The organism is Mesorhizobium sp. BH1-1-4 (genome assembly GCF_020165665.1).
Lineage (GTDB): Bacteria > Pseudomonadota > Alphaproteobacteria > Rhizobiales > Rhizobiaceae > Mesorhizobium.
Genome location: NZ_JAIUIN010000015.1, coordinates 1 through 16,591, shown reverse-complemented (window position 1 = coordinate 16,591; position 16,591 = coordinate 1). Strand labels below are relative to the sequence as shown.

The following is a 16,591-nucleotide window of genomic DNA, read 5'->3' as shown; positions in this document are numbered from 1 at the left end:
TTATCCTTTGACCGCGCCCGCCATCAGGCCACGCACGAAATAGCGGCCGGCGAGCACGTAGACGAGAAGGGTGGGGAGTGCGGCGATCATCGCCGCCGCCATGTTGACGTTGTATTCGACGACGCCGGTCGAGGTGTTGACGACGTTGTTCAGCGCCACCGTCATCGGCATCGCGTCGCCGGTGCCGGCATAGGCGGAGGCGAACAGGAAGTCGTTCCAGATGTTGGTGAACTGGTAGATCACGGTGACGACGAAGATCGGCATCGAGTTCGGCAGCATGATGCGCCGGAAGATCTGGAAGAACGATGCGCCGTCGACCTGCGCGGCCTTCACCAGTTCGGTCGGGAACGCCTCGTAATAGTTGCGGAAGAACAGGGTGGTGAAGCCGATGCCGTAGACGACGTGGACGAAGACCAGGTTGACCGTCGGATTGCCGAGGCCGAAGCTGGTGCCGAAGGTGTTCTGCAATGTCACGCCGAAGCGGCCGAGGCTGCCCAGGATCGTCGCCATCGGCAAGAGCACCGACTGGAACGGGATGAAGCAGGCAAACAGCATCAGCCCAAACACCAGCGTCGCGCCGCGAAAACGCCATTTGGTCAGGACGTAGCCGTTCAGCGCACCCAGCATGGTCGAGATCAGCACGGCCGGAACCACCATCTTGATGGAGTTCCAGAAATAGCCCTTGATGCCGGCGCAGGTGAGGCCGACGCAGGTCTCGCCCCAGGCCTTCAGCCAGGGGGCGAAGGTCGGCGCCTTGGGCAGCGACAGCATGTTGCCGTTCTGGATCTCGTCCATGGTCTTGAACGAGGTCACCAGCATGACGAACAGCGGCATCAGGTAGAACAGCGCGAACAGCGCCAGCAGCCCGTAGATGACGATGCGGTTGACGAGTTTGACGTTCATGCCGCCGGAGGACGGGCGGGCGGGAGTGGCGACAGCACTCATCGCGGCTTCTCCCTGAGTTCGGAATAGAGATAGGGCACGATGATGGCGACGATGGTCATCAGCATGATCACGGCACTTGCCGAGCCGACCGCCATTTCGTTGCGCTTGAAGGTGTATTCATACATGAAATTGGACGGCAGCCAGGCCGAGCCGCCGGGTCCGCCGCTGGTCAGCGCCACCACCAGATCGTACGACTTGATGGCAAGGTGCGCGAGCACGATGAAGGCCGACAGGAAGATCGGCCGCAAGAGCGGAATGACGATGCGGCGGTAGAGCTGGAAAGTGGTGGCGCCATCGATCTGCGCCGCCTTCATGATCTCGCCGTCGATGCCGCGCAGGCCGGCCAGGAACATCGCCATGATGAAGCCGGAAGCCTGCCAGACGCCGGCGATGACCACCGTGTAGATGACGAAATCCTTGTTCTTGATCCAGTCGAAATGGAAGCTCGTCCAGCCCCATTGATGCAGCGTCTGCTCGAGGCCGAGACCTGGGTCGAGGAACCATTTCCAGGCGACGCCGGTGACGATGAAGGAGAGCGCCATCGGGTAGAGGTAGATCGGGCGCAGCACGCCTTCGCCGCGGATCTTCTGGTCGAGCAGGATGGCCAGGAACAGGCCGAGCGCCAGGCAGATCAAGATGTAGAGAAAGCCGAAAATGCCCATATTGGTGATCGACGTGTACCAGCTCGATGGCGGGTCGGTGTCGAAGGTCCAGCGCCACAATCGCTGATAGGCGCGCCCGCCGGTAATGGCGTAGGAGGGGAAGGTCTTGGAGTTGGTGAAGGACAGATAGATCGTCCACAGGATGAAGCCGTAGACGAAGACGATGGTGATGGCGAAGCTAGGCGCCAGCACGATCTTGGGCAAGGCATCCTGCAGGCGCGAGCGCACCGAGGCGCGTGACCGTTCCGGCGTCAGCTTGATCTGGGTTGTCGCTACACTGCTCATGGGGGTCCTCCCGTCGGCTTCCGGCCGATCGGCCTCAGAGACCGGGAACCTTCCCCGCCAGAGCGGGGAAGGTGTTTTGGTGCGTAACGCTTACTTGGCGTCGTCGATCGCCTTGACCAGTTCGGTCACGGCTTCGTCCGAGGTCTTGATCTGGCCGTGGACGAACTTGGAGACGACGTCCTTGTAGGCATTGGCGACAGCCGGAGGCGCGCCGTAGCCCTGGGCCAGCGAGCCGAACAGCGTGCCGCCTTCATTGGCCTTCTTCAGGTCGGCGATGCCCTTCTTGCCGCAAGCGTCGAAGTCGGTGTCAGGCACGTCGGTGCGGGCCGGAACCGAACCCTTGACGACGTTGAAGGCCGACTGGAAGCTCTTCGACAGAGTGGCGGTGGCCAGGGCGACCTGGGCAGCCTTGCGGTCGTCCGGGACGTTGAACATGCCGAACATGTCGGAGTTGTAGATCACCGAGCCGTCGGTGCCCGGGAAGCGGTAGCAGAGGAAGTCGGTGCCCGGAGTCTTGTTGGCGGCATGGAATTCGCCCTTGGCCCAGTCGCCCATGACTTGCACCAGCGCATCCCCCTTGATGACCATGGCGGTGGCGAGGTTCCAGTCGCGGCCCGAGAAGTTCGGGTCGACATAGGTGACGAGCTTGGCGAGGTTGTCGAACGACTTCTTCATCGTGTCGGACTTGAGCGATTCATCGTCCAGGTCGTTCATCGCCTTCTTGTAGAACTCCGGCCCGCCGGTCGACAGCACGACGGAATCGAACATGGTGGCTTCCTGCCAGTTCTGGCCGCCAAGCGCGAGCGGGGTGACGCCGGCCGCCTTGGCCTTGTCGAGCAGGGCGATGAAGTCGTCGAAGGTCTTCGGCTCGGTGCCGCCGATCTTGTCCATCACCGCCTTGTTGATCCACAGCCAGTTGACGGAGTGGACGTTGACCGGAGCAGCCACCCACTTGCCGTCATAGACGGAGAATTTCTGCAGGGCGGCCGGAACCGACTTGTCCCAGCCTTCCTTCTTCGCCGTCTCGGTGAGATCGCCCATGACGCCGGCCGCTGCATAGTCGAGCACGGTATAGCCGAGCATCTGCGAGGCGGTCGGGTAGTTGCCGGCCGCGACCATCGCCTTCAGGGCGGTCATGGCGGCATCGCCGCCGCCGCCGGCCACCGGCACGTCCTTCCAGGCATAGCCTTCCTTGGCGAGATCGCCCTTGAGCACGTTGAGGGCGGCGGCTTCGCCGCCCGACGTCCACCAATGCAGCATCTGCACTTCCTTGACGTCTTCCGCATGGGCCGCGAAAGCCAGGCCCGATGCGAGCGCCGTTCCGATAAGCAGTTTGCGCAACATGTACTTCCTCCCTTGTTGCATTACACGACCGGTGGCAGCCCACCGGGTTCTTCCCAACTCAGCCGACCCACCATCCGGTGCGCTGGCCGCGATGAAACTGGATTGTCTTTTCCTCGGTATAGTCCTCGACGGCGCGCTTGCCGAGTTCGCGGCCCAGGCCCGACTGCTTGTAGCCACCGAACGGCAGTTCTGGATAACCTTCCATGAACGTGTTCACCCAGACCGTCCCCGAACGCACGCCCCGCGCCACCGACATGCAGGTGTCGATGCTGGCGCTCCACACACCCGCCGAGAGACCATAGGGCGTGTTGTTGGCGATGTGCAACGCCTTTTCAATCGTTTCAAAAGTCAGCACCGAGAGCACCGGCCCGAACACTTCCTCGCGGGCGACGGCCATGTTTTCGGTGACGTTGCGTAAGATCGTCGGGTCGAGATAGTGGCCGGCATTGGAGGGAAGTTGCGCGCCACCGCTGTAGATGCTGACGCCGTCGCTCGCGGCTGCCTTCACATACTCGGTCACCTTGGCCAGATGGTCGGACGAAATCATCGCGCCGACCTTGGTCAGGTCGTCAAGCGGATCGCCAACCGTTACCTTGGCCGCCAACGCCTTCACGGCAGCCAGGAAATCGTCGGCGATCGCCTCGTGCACGATCAGCCGGCTGCCGGCATTGCAGCATTCGCCGGCATTGAAGAAGCCGCCGAACACCGCTGCATCGGCGGCGGCGGCTAGATCGGCGTCGGGGAAGACGATCTGGCCGTTCTTGCCGCCGAGCTCCATCGAGACCTTCTTCAGGGAATTCGAGGCCGAGGCCATGGTCATCTTGCCGACACGGGTGGAGCCGGTGAACGAAACCATCTCGACCAGGGGATGGCTGACCATCGGCGCGCCGACATCGCTACCCAGACCGGCGAGGATGTTGACGACGCCGGCGGGCAGGCCGGCCTCGATCAGGATGTCGCCGAGTACGAAGGTCGAAGCAGATGTCATCTCGCTCGGCTTGACCACCGCCGTGCAGCCGGCGGCGAGCGCGAAGGGCAGTTTCTGGCTGACGATCAGGAACGGAAAATTCCATGGCGTGATGATCGAGACGACACCGATCGGCTCGCGTAGCACGACGCCCAGCATGGTATCGCCGAGATTGGCGTAGCTCTCGCCGTGCAGCGTGCGGGCAAGCGAGGCGGCATAGCGCCAGATGTCGACGGCGCCGCCGATCTCGCCGCGCGCCTGGGCGATCGGCTTGCCCGATTCCAGCGCATCGAGCCGGGCGATCCCTTCCAGCCGCGCCTCCATCAGGTCCGCGGCCTTGAGCAGGATCGCGGCACGCTCGGCTGCCTTCATGCGGGGCCAAGGGCCGGTTTCGAACGCCTTGTGCGCGGCCTGCATCGCCGCTTCCACCTCAGCCTCGCCGGCTTGAGCATAATGTGAGACGGTGAAGCCGTGGCCGGGGCTCCTGCGTTCCAGCACTCGGCCGTCGCGGGCATCGACATGCTTGCCGTCGATCAGCAGCTTGTATGCTTTGGGCGCGGCGGCAGCCTCGGCCGGCATGGAAATCTTCAGAGCTGCATTCATGTGATTTCCACTCTGTCCTAGGAACGCGAAAAGACGGGCTTCTGCCTGATCTTAAAGGCGTCGACGCCGGCCTTGAGATCCCCGGTGAGCGCAATGAAGCCGCTGGCAAGGGCTTCGGTGGCGGCAGCGCTTTCCTCGCCTTCGGCAACTGCGATCATCAGCTTGGCGGCTTCGGTCGCCAGCGGGCCGCGCTGGGCGATCTTTTCGGCCCAGGCCCTGGCTTCATCCGACGCCTTGCCGGTCTCGACGACGCGGTCGACGATGCCTAGCGCAAGTGCTTCGGCGGCCAGGAAAATCTCGCCGCCGAGAGCCATGCGACGCACCGTCTGCGCGCCGAAGCGGCGCACCGCGCGTTGTGTGCCGGACCAGCCGGGGACGACGCCGATCGAAGTTTCGGGAAAACCGAGCTTCACCTGGGTTTCCGCCACACGAAAATCACAGGCGACGGCCAGTTCCAGCCCGCCGCCGAGCGCATGGCCGGACAGAACGGCGATGGTCGGTTGCCGCAGCCGTGCCAGCCGGTCGAAGACCCGATGGCCATAGCGCACCCATTGCACCTGGAAATCGGCGGCATTCATGCCGCCCCAGGCCTCGACATCGCCGCCGGCGCAAAATCCCTTGCCTTCGCCGCGCAGAAGCACGACGCGCACGCCTTCGGCGCTTTCCGCCTCATCCAGCGCCGCTTCCAGCGCGCGCAGCATCGGGACGTCGAGCGCGTTCAATTTTTCCGCCCGGCGCAAGGTAATGACCCCAATGGCGCCATCCTGCTCGAAGGTGACGAGGCGTTCAGCCATGCGCGCCTCCGAGCGCGGCGCCGCCATTGAGCGACAGGCCGATCGGCCGATCCTGGTAGAGCGCGGCCGGCGTCACCTTGAGGTCGTTGGCTACATTGAGCGGAAACTCGGCTTGACCAAGCACATCGCGCTCGAGGTCGATGCCAGGCGCCAGTTCCGTCACCATCAGCCCGTCCGGCGTCAGCTTCATCACGCAGCGCTCGGTGACATAGGTGATGTCCTGTCCCTGCGCGACTGCACGCTTACCCGAGAAGGAGATTTGCTCGACCGCCTCGACGATCTTCTTGACCTTGCCTTCCGCGTCGATGCGGATGCCGCCATTGGCGAGCGACAGCTTGGCGCCGGCATTGAAGAAACCGGAAAACACGATCTTCTTCGCCCGCGCCGTGATGTCGACGAAGCCGCCGGCCCCGGCGGTGACATGCGGCCGCGCCGAAAGCCTGGACACGTTGACCGAGCCATGGCGGTCGATCTGCAGGAAGGACAACAGCGAGGCGTCGAAGCCGCCGGCCTGGAAATAAATGAACTGATGCGGCGATGGCATGATCGCCTCGGCGTTGGAAGCGCAGCCGAACTTGAAGTCGAGCAGCGGCACGCCGCCGACGGCACCCTGTTCGATCACCCAGGTGACCTTGCCGTGCTGGCCTTCCTCCAGGAGGATGCGTGGCACATTGGCCGAGATGCCGAAGCCGATGTTGACGGCCATGCCGTCGCGCAGCTCCATGGCGACGCGGCGCGCGATCACCTTCTGGACGTTCATCTCGGCATTGCGGAAGCTCGACAGCGGCCGGAAGATCTCGCCTGAGATTGCGGGATCGTAGGGCGTCAGCGTCGTCTGCAACTGGTCCGGCGCCACCACGACATGATCGACCAGCACGCCGGGCACGCGCACATCATGCGGCTTCAGCGTGCCGTTCTCGACGACGCGCTTGACCTGCGCGATGACGATGCCGCCATTGTTGCGAGCGGCGAGCGCCTGTTCCAGGCCGCCGAGATAGGCGCCCTCATGCTCGTAGGTCAGGTTGCCGCGCTCGTCCGCCGTGGTGGCGCGGATGATCGAAATGTGAGGGACGATGGCGCGGAAATAGAGCCACTCCTCGCCGTCGAATTGCTGCACCGAGACGATCGGCTCGTTCGCCGCGTCGTTCATGGCGCAGCCCTGGTGGCGTGGGTCGGCGAAAGTGTCGAGCCCGATCTTGGTCAGCACGCCCGGCCGCTTGGCGGCTGCTTCGCGATGCATGTCGAACAGGATGCCGGACGGCACGTTATAGGCGGCAACCGAATTGTCGCCGATCATCTTCCAGATCTGCGGCGGTTCGGCGGACGAGGGGCCGGACGGATAGGAGCCGCACAGCGTGCGCTTCAACAGGCCGGGCTTGGCCAGATGATCGATGCCCTTGATGCCATACATGTCGCCGGCGGCGATCGGGTGCAGCGTGGTGATGTCCTTCGGATGGCCTTCGCTGTCGAAGCGTTCGCCGATGGCAGAGAGCACGGCGTCGGGACAGCCAAGGCCGCTCGACGACGAGACCGAGACGACCATGCCGTCCTTGATCAGGCTGGCTGCCTGCGCCGATGAAACGACCTTGCTCAATTCATGCTCCCGAGTTTCGGGTCGATCTTGAAGGCTCTGGCGAAATTGCCCGATTGCAATGCCGCCTCGGCCCTGGCGAGCGGCCGGATCGTGCCGGCGCCACTCAGACGCCACTTGATGCTCATACCGCGCCTCCCGCGGGCCGGTTCCGCGTGCGGCGATCCGGACCACAGCTTTCCCTGACCACGAGATTGACGGCGCCGATATGGTCCTCGGCGCGCGTGGTGCGCGATTGGATCATCTTGAGCATGACATGAGCGGCGCGTTCGCCGAGGCCGGCGGTGTTGACCGCGACGCTGGTCAGCGCCGGCACATAGTGTTCGGCCTCGACCACATCGTCGAAGCCGACGACGGCGAAATCCGCGCCGGGCTCGAGTCCGCGCTTGCGCAGCGCCAGCATGGCGCCGAAGGCGACGGCATCGTTGAAGCAGAGCGCCGCAGTCGGCGGCTCGGCCAATGCAAACGAGGTTTCCAGGCAAGCCATGCCGCCCTTGCGGTTGGTCTCGCCCTCGATGACCAGAGCGTCGCGGGCAGCGATGCCGAGCGTCTCGCAGGCCTCATGAAAGCCGCCCAAGCGCTCGTGGTAGACCACCAGGTCGGACGAGCCGCCGAAGAAGGCCAGGCGGCGATGCCCCTTACCGATAAGATGAGCGGTGGCGAGATAGGCGCCACGATGATTATCGGGCGTGATCACCGGGATGCGGCTTTCCGGCAAGCGGCGCATGGCGAAAACGACGGGCACGCCCGCCAACTCCAGCCGCCGGAAGGCGCCTGGCGTGGTGCCTCGCGCCGGCGAAACGATGAGGCCGGCGACGCCTTGCTCCATCAGGGATTTCAGGACCTCTTCCTGGCGCACCGGATTCTCCGCCGTATTGGCGATGAACGGCACGATGCCGGCCGACTGGAAGACGCGCTCCATGCCAACCGCCAGTTCCGCGAAGAACGGATTTGTGAGATCGTTGATGACCATGCCGATGACGTTGGAATGGGCCTTGCGCAAATTGGCGGCGCCGCGGTTGTAGACATAGCCGACATCCTCGATCGCCTTGCGAACCTTGACCGCGGTCTCGGGACGGATCAGCCCGCTGCCCTGAAGCACGAGCGACACCGTCGATTTGGACACGCCTGCCTCGCGGGCAATGTCGAAGATCGTCGCCTTGGCCCGGCTGGCCATCCCGATGTCTCCTTCCGGTTTTCTCGATCAAATTTATTGGAACGTTCTAATCACTGGGCCATGGGTGAGTCAATTGGGTTTCTTTCTCCATCGGAACAGGCGATCATCCGTGCTCTAACACCATGCAGGTCAAGGCGCTTGGTTTGCGACGCAGCAATGGTGCTGCGTCGCGCTTCGAATCTTAAAGGCTCTTGATTTATTGGAACGTTCCATTTATTAGGCGCGACCCAAGGGAGAGATCGATGGATATTGCCTTGCCTGGCGAGGGTGGCCGCAGCAGCCGCTACGCGCTTGTCGGACAGCCCGTCAAGCCAGACATCGGCGCGCGGTTCCCGCGCATCGCCTTTGCCGCCGCGCATGTGGTTGCCGATCCTCTGGGAATGACCGATCCGTGGTCGCGGCCCGTTGTCGACTGGGACAGGACGATGACGTTTCGTCATCATCTGTGGCGGCTCGGCTTCCGCATCGCCGAGGCCATGGATACGTCGCAGCGCGGCATGGGTTTCGACTGGACGAATGCAAAAGAACTGATCCGCCGTTCGATCGCGGAGGCGCGCAGCGTCGCCGGCGCCGATCTCGCCTCTGGCGCGGGCACGGACCATCTGGCGCCGGCGTCGGCCAGGACACTGGACGATGTGATCGCCGCCTATGAGGAGCAGTTCGCTTTCATCGAAGGGCAGGGCGGCAAGACGATCATGATGGCCAGCCGCGCGCTCGCCGCCGTCGCCAAGGGCCCGGACGACTATGCCTTGGTCTACGACCGCATATTGGGCCAGGCCTCCGGCAAGGTCATCCTGCACTGGCTGGGCGACATGTTCGACCCGGCCTTGAAGGGTTATTGGGGCAGCGACGATTTCGAGGCCGCGCTCAATACGGTGGTTGCCATCATCGAGCGGCACGCCGACAAGGTCGAAGGCATCAAGATATCGCTGCTCGATGCAGGCAAGGAGGTCGCGCTCAGGAGCCGGCTGCCGGACGGCGTGGTGATGTTCACCGGCGACGACTTCAATTATCCCGAACTGATCGCTGGAGACGGCAAGCGGCATTCGCACGCGTTGCTCGGCATTTTCGACGCGATCGCTCCGGTTGCCAATGCGGCGCTGGCGAAGCTGGCTGACGGCGATCGTGCCGGCTACGACGCGCTGATGGCGCCGACGGTGCCGCTGTCACGAAAAATCTTCGAGGCGCCGACCGAATATTACAAGGCCGGCATCGTCTTCATGGCGTGGCTCAACGGCCACCAGAACCATTTTTCGATGGTCGGCGGCATGCAGTCGGCGCGCGGCATCCGCCATTATGCCGAAGTCTTTCGCCTCGCCGACCAGGCAGGCTTGCTGGCCGATCCGGACATGGCGATTGCCAGGATGAAGAGCCTCTGCGCGGTCGCGGGCGTCTGAGCGGTACAGGTTTGCCCGTAGCCAGCCACTCGAGCGTTGTGGCTGACCCTCGCAAAACCCGCTGATCGCATCGGTAGCGCGAGCGCTCCGATGGATGACGATCGAATCCCGCACGCCCCGAGACGCTTGGCCGCCGAGTGCTTGATCTGAAAATTCGCAGCCGCGTTGAACCATTTTCTCCCTGGATGCGACCCAGCGGCGTGTACCAACACGATCCATTGAGGAGAAATTTATATGACTATCTCGAGAAGCGTCCTTCTGGCCGCCATCGCCGTTTCGGTGCTGGGCGGCTGCAAGACGACCAACACCAGGGACTGCGATAATCTGAAGCCGAACCTGACCTACCATGGCAAATGCTGCGGCGTCGGCGACACGCCTTGCCGCGACGGCAATGGCGGGCATGACAGGCCGGGCAATACGCCTGATCCGACACCGCAATGATTCGATGAGGGAATAGGGCAGTGGGGAAATCGGGGCGCGAAGCAGCGGCCAGGGCCCTACTGCCCTATCTCATCTACTCAGCCGGCTTGGATCTGGATGGTGGGCGTGACAGGGATTGAACCTGTGACCCCTGCAATGTCAATGCAGTGCTCTCCCGCTGAGCTACACGCCCATCCGAAGCCGCGCATACACCATTTTTGGTCCGGCGCGTCAATAGCAGGAAAAGAGGAAAACACGTCGTCTCACAGCAGACCGTGGACTGACGCCGGCGGCTTGCGGAAGGCGGCTCAGGCCGCCTGCAGCATCTTCTCGACCTCGTTGACGAGATCGCGCAGGTGGAAGGGCTTGGACAGCACCTTGGCGTCTTTCGGCGCCTTCGAATCCGGGTTCAGCGCGACGGCGGCGAAACCGGTGATGAACATGACCTTGAGGTCGGGGTCGATCTCGGTGGCGCGGCGCGCCAGTTCGATGCCGTCCATCTCGGGCATGACGATGTCGGTCAAAAGCAGCGAGAACGGTTCCTCGCGCAGCCGCTCATAGGCGCTGGCGCCGTTGTCGAAATCGCTGACCTGGTAGCCGGCGCGTTCCAGCGCCTTGACGAGGAACCGACGCATATCGTCGTCGTCTTCCGCCAGAAGAATGCGTGCCATGATATCCCGTCCGAATCACCCGCCCGAGCCTGCCGCCGGGGCAGCCCGTTAACCATCCTGTATATGAGGAGGTGACGGTAAACATCAAGTGAACGCGGCGAAGCATTATCCGCATTTGGCAAGGCCAGGCGCGCGGCGAAATGCTGGACACGCGGCCAGCAAGGTGGCAGTTTCATGCCATGATGCACTGGTGTTTTCGGGTTCGTTCAAATTGAAGACGGCAGCCGAGGATTTTTCGGTCTTTCCACCCTTCGAAATCCGGTCGGGCGCCGAGCAGCGCGTCCCCTTCCTGTTCAACTCGCCGCATAGCGGCCGCTACTATCCCGAACGCTTCCTTGCCATGGCGAGGCTCGATCGCAACGCCATCCGCCGGTCGGAGGACTGCTATGTCGACGAGCTGTTCGGCGGCGCGGTGGCGCTCGGCGCGCCGATGCTGGCGGCGAATTTCCCGCGTGCCTATCTCGACGTCAACCGCGAGCCCTGGGAACTCGACCCGCGCATGTTCGCCGAGCCGGTGCCGTCCTTCTGCAACATCCGCTCCGTGCGCGTGGCCGGCGGGCTCGGCACCGTGCCGAAGCTGGTGGGCGAGGGGCTCGACATCTATGCGGGCCGCTTGCCGCTCGCCGAGGCGGTCGGACGCATCGAGGCCGTCTACAAGCCCTATCACGAAACGCTGAAGCGGCTTTTGACCAGGACCCATGCCCGTTTCGGCTTTGCCGTGCTGATCGACTGCCATTCGATGCCGGCGAGCATCCGGGTCGGCGACAGCGGGCTGCGGCCGGATTTTATCATCGGCGACCGTTTCGGCATCTCGGCCACCGCGGCCTTGACCGAGACCGCAATCGGCCTGCTGACCGCGATGGGTTATACCGTTGCCCACAACAAGCCTTATGCCGGCGGCTTCATCACCGAGCACTATGGCCGTCCGGCGCGCCACCTGCACGCACTGCAGATCGAGGTCAATCGTGGGCTCTACATGAATGAGCGGACATTCGAGAAGGGGGCGGGCTTCGACGCGCTGGCCGACGACCTGACGCGATTTTCAGCCGATCTGATGGCAATGCCGGACCATCATTTCATCGACCTGCCGCTGGCGGCCGAATAAAACTCGCAGCCGGGCTCTCGGCTTAAAAAAAGACCGCATCGTTTGCACGATACGGTCGAAGTCTAGGGAGGAAACGCCCAAGGAGGGCATGGACAGGAAACCCTGTCCGAGGCTGAGGGTATTGTGCAGCGCACAAATGTCAAGCGATCACAGGTTTTTTAATTCAGAGTGATGTGGAAATTGCATCTCGATGACGTTCGCGTGACATTCTGGCAACAGTTATTGCGGCGGATAAATCGATAAACCGGCTTGTTTTGGTGGGAAAGTCGCGGCATGGCCGGCTCGGGCACGCCGCAACGCGGGAGAATCAATTGGACATCAGCATCGATTTCATGCGCCGTATCGCGCAAGCGGCGGCGGCCGAGACCTTGCCGCGCTTTCGCGCCCAGGGCGCGGTCGCCAACAAGGAAAAGGGCAGTTTCGACCCGGTCACCGAGGCCGACCGCGAAGCGGAACGCGCCATCAGGGCGCTGATATCGGCCGAGTATCCCGACCACGGCATTCTGGGCGAGGAGCATGGCAGCGAGAACATTTCCAGCCGGCATGTCTGGGTGATCGATCCGATCGACGGCACGCGCGCCTTTATCTCCGGCTTGCCGGTCTGGGGGACGCTGGTCGGGCTGACGGTCGATGGCGACGCGGTCGCCGGCATGATGGCGCAGCCCTTCACCGGCGAGCTGTTCTACGCCAATGCCTCGGGTTCGCACTATGAGGGGCCGGGCGGGCGGCGCAAGCTGACGACCCGCAAGACGACCCGGCTCGACGAGGCGACGCTGTTCACCACCACGCCGGCGCTGTTCAGGGGCGAGGCGCGCACGCGCTACGATGCGTTTGAGAAGCAGATCCAGCTCGCCCGCTATGGCGCCGATTGCTACGCCTTCGCCATGATCGCCTCGGGCAGCGTCGACATCGTCGCCGATCCTGGATTGAAGCCCTATGACATCGTCGCGCTGATCCCGATCATCGAGAAGGCCGGCGGTGTCGTCACCACTTTCGACGGCGACCCGGCGGAGAATGGTGGCGATGTGCTGGCGGCCGCGACACCGGAGCTTCATGCCGCCGCCATGGCTGCGCTGCGCGGCTGATATCGCCACTGGTCAGCGCGGTCGTATCGAACGCTGGAATTCCGCCGGCGTGCGCCCGTAGGCCTGCTTGAATGCCGCACTGAAATGGCTGTGGCTGGAGAAGCCGAGATCCATGCCCAGCGTGGTCAGATTGTCGTAGCGGCCAAGCAGGTCGAGCGCACGCGCCAGCCGCAGGCGCAGATGATAGCGATAGAGCGGCATGGCCTCGACCTGCTGGAACAACTGCGTCAGGTAGACCGGCGAGACGCCGACCTCGGCGGCAATCCCGGCCAGCGTCCAACGTCGCGACAGGTCCGAAGACAAAACGAGCTTGGCGCGGTCGACCAGCTTCTGCCTGCCCGGGCTGGCGCCCGCGACATGCGAGGTGCGCTCGCCGAGCGAGCGCCGCACCAGAGTCAGCGCAAGCGTCTCTGCCTCCAGCGTTTCGGCGACGTTGCGGCTCAGGCCGTGGCGCAGCAGCGCCACCAGCGCCTGTGCGCGCGGATCGATGCGCCGGCGCTGGCGCCGAAACGCCAGCATGCCGCCGAAGCGCAGCTGCTCCTTCGGCGCCAGCTCGCGCAACTGGCCTTCCTCGATGACGAGATCGAGGCAGGCGTCGCCGCCCTCGACGGGGTGGCTGACCCGATAAGGCTCGGCCTCGTTGAAGAACAGCAGTTGGTTGGCTTCCGCGACCGCGTCGTTGCGGCCGACATGGCGCACGAAGACACCGCGATAGGGAAACACCAGATGCGTGGCGCCAGTGCATTCCTCATCGCTCCTGTGACGGCATGTGCCGCTGCAGACGACGTCCCTCACCCGGACGGTACCGGTGTCCAGAAGCGGCTGCACCGTGAATTGCGACATGGCCGTTGCGCTCGTCCCTCATGCCGGAAACGAATCCGGAATTGCGGATGGCAGTTTACGCAAGCGGCCTGCCCAATCCTGTCAGGAGACTTCTTCGACAGGCGCTTCTCAATCCCAAGAGCAGGTCGCTTTTCATTGAAAACGGCGACCTGCTCTTGCTTCTTGTTAGCGCCGCCTGAATTCCGCATAGGCCTGGCCGCGCGACAGCCCGATGTCCTTGAGCTGTTCATCGCTCATTTCGAGCAAGGCGAGGCGGCTTCTTCGTTTCTCCATCTGGCAGCCGAACCATCTCGCCGCCGCGACGCATTGGGCTTGCAAGGACCGCCGCATGGTCGTGGCGCGTGCTGCCGGCGCCGCGCCGGCCAGGCGCTGCGCTGCTGTGTAGTCGGCACACATTGCTCAATCCTCGCCTGCACCGGCCGCCGAGGCGCCGGCTTCGTTCAGCGCTTGCGCGCATTCCTCGCAGCAGACTTCGACGGTCTTGCCGCCGACCTTGACCCGGATCGGGTTGGCATCGAGCTGGCAATCGCAGGCGGCGCAGGTTTTCTCGGTCATGATCTCATCTCCTTGGCGTTCAATTCGACGCGGACAGATGAGCATTCCGGGGCGGCGGGGGCTGTCAGAATCTTTAGCACTTTGCCTGCCGAGGGGTCGGCTGGTGCGCTCTTCCTGACAACGGGGTGTCAGCTATGCCGGCCTGTGGAGATGCCGCGGCACCGGTCAGGCCGTTGGGTCGTCCGAGCCGGGGATGAAGGCGTCGAAGGCGGCGAGGAATTGTTCGCGGTAGAGGTCGACTTCCTGCAGGATCTCGTGCTTGGCGCCGTCGATCATCAACAGCGAACCGAGCCTCAGATTTCTGGCGTATGTTTCCACCGCCTTGGTCGAGACGACCTGGTCGGCACCAGCGGCGATGATCAGCAGCGGCACTTGGATGCGGGCCATGAAGTCGGGGTCGCTGATGGCTTCCGACGCCTTCGCCGCCGCCTGCAGCCAGCGGATCGTCGGGCCGCCGAGCGCCAGTTGCGGATATTCTTCATAGATGCGCGTGTTGCGGCGGTAGCGCTGCGGATCCGACGTCACCTTGTTGGCTTCGAAGGGCAGCGTGTGTCTTGGCCGTGGACCCCAGGCGGCATAGAGCCAGCCAAGCCCCAGGGCGCAGAAAACCGAACAGACCCGGCGCACCGTCCTGATCGAGACGGGCAGGTCGGGCAATGTCAGGAACGGGGCGATCAGCACCATGCGCCGCACGCGGTTCACCATCGACGGCGCTGCAAGCAGCGTGATCACCGCGCCGGCGGAATGGGCGAGGATGTAGTAGGGGCCACGGCAGTCCGGCAGCACGATCTCCTCGAAGAACTGCTCCAGGTCAGCCGTATAGTCGCGGAACGACCTGACATAGCCGCGCTGGCGATCGCGGATCAGCCGGTCGGAATCGCCCTGGCCGCGCCAGTCGAGGGTGGCGACGCCGAAGCCGCGGGCGGCGAGGTCGCGGATGGTCTCGAAATATTTCTCGATACACTCGTTGCGGCCGCCGAGCAGCACCACTGTGCCACGCATTGGACGCGCGACCGCCGCGAACAGGCCATAACGTATCTTCTTGCCGTCGCGCGTGGTGAAGAAGCCGCCCGTGGCGTTTTCCGGTCGCGGATTGCCCTCGACTTCGTGAAAAAAGGGTGTGTCGTGGAAAAGGTCCGTCATTCGGCGCTTCGTGCTTGGCGTCTTCGGGTGCCCGCCTGATAGGGCCGGCCCGTCAAGGTGATAGACGCCAATGCGTCAAAAGCAAAGGAATTCCGGGTGCGGCAAGACCGGCAACGGGGAAGGCCGGAAGCCGCTCGAAGGCGTGCTTCCGGCCCCTGTCGATCCGGGAGGAAGGGACGTTAACACCCGGTTCGGCCTCGTTGCGGATGCATGGGAAGTCAGATTTCCAGCGCCGCTAGTCCTTGAAGTTGACTGGACCATACCGGCTTCTGTCTGAACGCGGACCGAAGCGCCGGTTCATCTGCCGTTCATCAGGGATCACCGGAGCACGAGCGAACAGACGGATCCGCCGCCAATCAAAAATCTTGAAATGGCTCAGTCCGCTTCCCAAATGTCTCCTGCGGCCGCCAATGTCGGGGCCGCTGGTCCAGCCGAAACGCCGCTCACGGGTTTCGCACCGGCCATACGCAAACCATGTTGCTCAACAGGAGAACACCTCATGCGTCACGTTGATTTTTCCCCGCTTTACCGTTCGACCGTCGGCTTCGACCGTCTCTTCACGATGCTGGATTCGCTCGCGCAGCCCGATGGCGCGCAGACCTATCCTCCCTATAACATCGAGCGCACCGGCGAGGATTCCTACCGCATCTCGATGGCGGTTGCCGGCTTCTCGGATGAAGAGATCTCGATCGAAGCCCATCGCAATGTGCTGACCGTAAAGGGTGAGCGCAAGGACGAGGGCACCGGCGAAGGCTCCGAGCTGCTCTATCGCGGTATCGCCTCCAGGTCCTTCGAGCGCCGCTTCCAGCTTGCCGATCACGTTGAAGTCGTCGGCGCCGCGCTGAAGAACGGCCTGCTCTTCGTCGACCTCAAGCGCAACATTCCCGAGGAATTGAAGCCGCGCAAGATCGCGATCACCTCGGCTCCGGCCAAGGCCAAGCAGATCGAGGCCAAGACCGCTGCGTAACTCCTAAAGTCTCCTCCCGAGACGGAAGCGGGGGGGC

Annotated in this window: 18 protein-coding genes and 1 tRNA gene; 5 read left to right on the top strand and 14 right to left on the bottom strand. The window is 63.6% G+C overall.

What is annotated here, in order from left to right; all coding sequences use genetic code 11:
* The 8 genes from LB569_RS22145 to LB569_RS22115 all read right to left on the bottom strand — a co-directional run bounded on the left by LB569_RS22145 (position 1) and on the right by LB569_RS22115 (position 8,368).
* Positions 1-945: a carbohydrate ABC transporter permease gene (locus tag LB569_RS22145; RefSeq protein ID WP_140704348.1), complete on the bottom strand. Its 945-nt coding sequence runs from the start codon at positions 943-945 to the stop codon at positions 1-3.
* Positions 942-1,892, bottom strand: coding sequence for a carbohydrate ABC transporter permease (locus tag LB569_RS22140; RefSeq protein ID WP_140704350.1), 951 nt, complete (start codon positions 1,890-1,892; stop codon positions 942-944). Before LB569_RS22140 ends, LB569_RS22145 begins: the two co-directional genes overlap by 4 nt.
* A 90-nt stretch (positions 1,893-1,982) precedes the next feature.
* On the bottom strand, positions 1,983-3,236 hold the full coding sequence (locus tag LB569_RS22135; RefSeq protein WP_140704359.1) for an ABC transporter substrate-binding protein: 1,254 nt from the start codon (positions 3,234-3,236) through the stop codon (positions 1,983-1,985).
* Positions 3,237-3,294: 58 nt separating this feature from the next.
* On the bottom strand, positions 3,295-4,806 hold the full coding sequence (locus LB569_RS22130; protein ID WP_224694091.1) for an aldehyde dehydrogenase family protein: 1,512 nt from the start codon (positions 4,804-4,806) through the stop codon (positions 3,295-3,297).
* Between the two features lie 17 nt (positions 4,807-4,823).
* The gene (locus LB569_RS22125) at positions 4,824-5,600 is read right to left on the bottom strand and encodes an enoyl-CoA hydratase/isomerase family protein (RefSeq protein WP_224694090.1); all 777 of its coding nucleotides are present in this window, start codon (positions 5,598-5,600) and stop codon (positions 4,824-4,826) included.
* Entirely contained in the window at positions 5,593-7,194 is a 1,602-nt protein-coding gene (locus LB569_RS22120) for an acyl CoA:acetate/3-ketoacid CoA transferase (protein ID WP_224694089.1), read from the bottom strand. The genes LB569_RS22125 and LB569_RS22120 overlap by 8 nt, the downstream gene beginning before the upstream one ends.
* Positions 7,191-7,319, bottom strand: a complete 129-nt coding sequence (locus LB569_RS31855) for a hypothetical protein (protein WP_263494935.1) — start codon at positions 7,317-7,319, stop codon at positions 7,191-7,193. The genes LB569_RS22120 and LB569_RS31855 overlap by 4 nt, the downstream gene beginning before the upstream one ends.
* Positions 7,316-8,368: a LacI family DNA-binding transcriptional regulator gene (locus tag LB569_RS22115; protein ID WP_140704367.1), complete on the bottom strand. Its 1,053-nt coding sequence runs from the start codon at positions 8,366-8,368 to the stop codon at positions 7,316-7,318. The genes LB569_RS31855 and LB569_RS22115 overlap by 4 nt, the downstream gene beginning before the upstream one ends.
* A 242-nt stretch (positions 8,369-8,610) precedes the next feature.
* Between LB569_RS22115 and LB569_RS22110 the strand changes: the two genes are divergently transcribed.
* Both LB569_RS22110 and LB569_RS22105 read left to right on the top strand, forming a co-directional pair.
* A complete protein-coding gene (locus tag LB569_RS22110; RefSeq protein WP_224694088.1) occupies positions 8,611-9,765 on the top strand; it encodes a dihydrodipicolinate synthase family protein in 1,155 nt (384 codons plus the stop codon).
* A gap of 234 nt (positions 9,766-9,999) precedes the next feature.
* Positions 10,000-10,206: a hypothetical protein gene (locus LB569_RS22105; protein WP_224694087.1), complete on the top strand. Its 207-nt coding sequence runs from the start codon at positions 10,000-10,002 to the stop codon at positions 10,204-10,206.
* Positions 10,207-10,303: 97 nt separating this feature from the next.
* On the opposite strand, the gene LB569_RS22100 is transcribed toward LB569_RS22105, so the two are convergent.
* Both LB569_RS22100 and cpdR read right to left on the bottom strand, forming a co-directional pair.
* Positions 10,304-10,378: transfer RNA gene (locus LB569_RS22100), tRNA-Val, on the bottom strand.
* Between the two features lie 115 nt (positions 10,379-10,493).
* Positions 10,494-10,856 carry a cell cycle two-component system response regulator CpdR gene (gene cpdR / locus LB569_RS22095; protein WP_006199474.1) on the bottom strand — a complete coding sequence of 121 codons (363 nt, stop codon included), beginning with the start codon at positions 10,854-10,856 and terminating at the stop codon, positions 10,494-10,496.
* Between the two features lie 163 nt (positions 10,857-11,019).
* On the opposite strand from cpdR, the gene LB569_RS22090 reads away from it, so the two are divergent.
* Entirely contained in the window at positions 11,020-11,961 is a 942-nt protein-coding gene (locus LB569_RS22090; RefSeq protein ID WP_224694086.1) for an N-formylglutamate amidohydrolase, read from the top strand.
* 311 nt (positions 11,962-12,272) lie between these two features.
* The gene (hisN, locus tag LB569_RS22085; protein WP_224694085.1) at positions 12,273-13,046 is read left to right on the top strand and encodes a histidinol-phosphatase; all 774 of its coding nucleotides are present in this window, start codon (positions 12,273-12,275) and stop codon (positions 13,044-13,046) included.
* 12 nt (positions 13,047-13,058) lie between these two features.
* Here hisN and LB569_RS22080 read toward each other — a convergent pair whose 3' ends face one another.
* From LB569_RS22080 to LB569_RS22065, 4 genes are all read right to left on the bottom strand, one after another.
* Positions 13,059-13,889 (bottom strand): helix-turn-helix transcriptional regulator, encoded by an 831-nt coding sequence (locus LB569_RS22080; protein WP_224694084.1) that lies wholly within the window; start codon positions 13,887-13,889, stop codon positions 13,059-13,061.
* A 165-nt stretch (positions 13,890-14,054) separates the two neighbouring features.
* Positions 14,055-14,285, bottom strand: coding sequence for a DUF1127 domain-containing protein (locus tag LB569_RS22075; protein ID WP_140704377.1), 231 nt, complete (start codon positions 14,283-14,285; stop codon positions 14,055-14,057).
* Between the two features lie 3 nt (positions 14,286-14,288).
* A complete protein-coding gene (locus LB569_RS22070) occupies positions 14,289-14,444 on the bottom strand; it encodes a hypothetical protein (RefSeq protein WP_181173637.1) in 156 nt (51 codons plus the stop codon).
* Between the two features lie 165 nt (positions 14,445-14,609).
* Positions 14,610-15,587, bottom strand: a complete 978-nt coding sequence (locus LB569_RS22065; protein WP_140704379.1) for an alpha/beta fold hydrolase — start codon at positions 15,585-15,587, stop codon at positions 14,610-14,612.
* 499 nt (positions 15,588-16,086) lie between these two features.
* Between LB569_RS22065 and LB569_RS22060 the strand changes: the two genes are divergently transcribed.
* Positions 16,087-16,554 carry an Hsp20 family protein gene (locus tag LB569_RS22060; RefSeq protein ID WP_140704381.1) on the top strand — a complete coding sequence of 156 codons (468 nt, stop codon included), beginning with the start codon at positions 16,087-16,089 and terminating at the stop codon, positions 16,552-16,554.
* Positions 16,555-16,591 lie beyond the last annotated feature (37 nt).

What these genes read in the sequence shown, in the direction of transcription:
- LB569_RS22145 (WP_140704348.1), bottom strand. Translation starts at nt 945, where the DNA reads ATGAGTGCTGTCGCCACTCCCGCCCGCCCGTCCTCCGGCGGCATGAAC.
- LB569_RS22140 (WP_140704350.1), bottom strand. Translation starts at nt 1,892, where the DNA reads ATGAGCAGTGTAGCGACAACCCAGATCAAGCTGACGCCGGAACGGTCA.
- LB569_RS22135 (WP_140704359.1), bottom strand. Translation starts at nt 3,236, where the DNA reads ATGTTGCGCAAACTGCTTATCGGAACGGCGCTCGCATCGGGCCTGGCT.
- LB569_RS22130 (WP_224694091.1), bottom strand. Translation starts at nt 4,806, where the DNA reads ATGAATGCAGCTCTGAAGATTTCCATGCCGGCCGAGGCTGCCGCCGCG.
- LB569_RS22125 (WP_224694090.1), bottom strand. Translation starts at nt 5,600, where the DNA reads ATGGCTGAACGCCTCGTCACCTTCGAGCAGGATGGCGCCATTGGGGTC.
- LB569_RS31855 (WP_263494935.1), bottom strand. Translation starts at nt 7,319, where the DNA reads ATGAGCATCAAGTGGCGTCTGAGTGGCGCCGGCACGATCCGGCCGCTC.
- LB569_RS22115 (WP_140704367.1), bottom strand. Translation starts at nt 8,368, where the DNA reads ATGGCCAGCCGGGCCAAGGCGACGATCTTCGACATTGCCCGCGAGGCA.
- LB569_RS22110 (WP_224694088.1), top strand. Translation starts at nt 8,611, where the DNA reads ATGGATATTGCCTTGCCTGGCGAGGGTGGCCGCAGCAGCCGCTACGCG.
- LB569_RS22105 (WP_224694087.1), top strand. Translation starts at nt 10,000, where the DNA reads ATGACTATCTCGAGAAGCGTCCTTCTGGCCGCCATCGCCGTTTCGGTG.
- cpdR (WP_006199474.1), bottom strand. Translation starts at nt 10,856, where the DNA reads ATGGCACGCATTCTTCTGGCGGAAGACGACGACGATATGCGTCGGTTC.
- LB569_RS22080 (WP_224694084.1), bottom strand. Translation starts at nt 13,889, where the DNA reads ATGTCGCAATTCACGGTGCAGCCGCTTCTGGACACCGGTACCGTCCGG.
- LB569_RS22075 (WP_140704377.1), bottom strand. Translation starts at nt 14,285, where the DNA reads ATGTGTGCCGACTACACAGCAGCGCAGCGCCTGGCCGGCGCGGCGCCG.
- LB569_RS22070 (WP_181173637.1), bottom strand. Translation starts at nt 14,444, where the DNA reads ATGACCGAGAAAACCTGCGCCGCCTGCGATTGCCAGCTCGATGCCAAC.
- LB569_RS22065 (WP_140704379.1), bottom strand. Translation starts at nt 15,587, where the DNA reads ATGACGGACCTTTTCCACGACACACCCTTTTTTCACGAAGTCGAGGGC.
- LB569_RS22060 (WP_140704381.1), top strand. Translation starts at nt 16,087, where the DNA reads ATGCGTCACGTTGATTTTTCCCCGCTTTACCGTTCGACCGTCGGCTTC.